Source organism: Leptospira vanthielii serovar Holland str. Waz Holland = ATCC 700522, from assembly GCF_000332455.1.
GTDB lineage: Bacteria > Spirochaetota > Leptospiria > Leptospirales > Leptospiraceae > Leptospira_A > Leptospira_A vanthielii.
The window spans coordinates 1-1,173 of record NZ_AOGY02000055.1 but is presented as its reverse complement, the minus strand read 5'-3'; the positions used below and the strand labels follow the sequence as shown (position 1 = coordinate 1,173).

The following is a 1,173-nucleotide window of genomic DNA, read 5'->3' as shown; positions in this document are numbered from 1 at the left end:
ATCCGCAAGTGTCGTTCCAGTCCCTAACGTCCCGTTGGGACTCAGGGCCAGCCTACGTCGTTAAGGCTAGTTCGTTATGCGACATTTTGAAATATATGCTCAAAAAAAAACGGCTCATAAATAAAAATAAAATATTTTTCCTACTAAATATACTTCTGGTTTTAATAAATTTTAAAATTGAATCAGATGATATGAAAATACAGAATGAAATCTTAAATATTAATACTGAAATTTTAGAATCAACTTTATGGCTCTCCGAAGATGAATGGTGGGAACTTGAGTTTAAAAAGAACAAATTTTTCTCAAAACAAACTTTTGGGGACGGCGGAGAATTCTGTAATGGAACTTTTATTTTGAACCAAAAACTTTTATCTTTCTTACCAGATGACTGTGATGATCAATCAAATCGTTTTCCAATAAGGAAAATGCAATGTAAACTGATTAGCGATAAAACAGATTTCCGATATTCTCAAAAGCTTTTATGTGATAATAGAACTATTTTTTGGAAATACAATTCAATTCTTCCTGAAGGAACTACAAGGATAGTAAATAAAAATGAAGCTTATATACTCAGGGATCGTTTTTTAATACAATCGCAAATTTAAAAGTAAGGAAACATTCGAATCAAAATTCAAAGTTTCTCCATTGTCAATCCGAAGATCAATATGGTAAATCCATAGGTCATAACTATATCAAAAAAAATACTCGAGTAATTGCGTATGCTAGAACCATAAAACCTGATACAATAGGAGATATTGAAGAATATTGGTATTTTATTTCGACTACAACGGGATGGTATGAACATTGTGAAGAGGAATATGGCTGGATATTTGGTGGTTTTTTGAAAGTCAGTGATAAATAGTCTTTACTTTAATACAAAACGTCGCATAACAGCGCCTTAACGCTTCGCTTCGGCACAAGGCCTCGCTCGGCCTACGGCAAATTCCCCTTCTGGCATTCGCCTTGCTTACGCAAGCTACATGCCAGTCCCTAACGTCCCGTTACCGGGACTCAGGGTCGAGGAACGTCGTCTCCCCTAGTTCGTTAGGCGAAAGAGACAAAATCTCTTCGAAAATAAGTAAAAAAGATTAAAAAAATGCATTATTTGGAAAAATGTAAAGATTGACATCTACGTAACTAGAATTCACCATTATACGTATAGGTGTTTCCGTA

The 1,173-nt window shown here is 34.8% G+C and carries 1 pseudogene; it reads left to right on the top strand.

From position 1 onward, the window contains the following. Positions 1–605: pseudogene (locus LEP1GSC199_RS12825) on the top strand (hypothetical protein); the annotation flags it as partial. Positions 606–1,173: the final 568 nt, after the last annotated feature.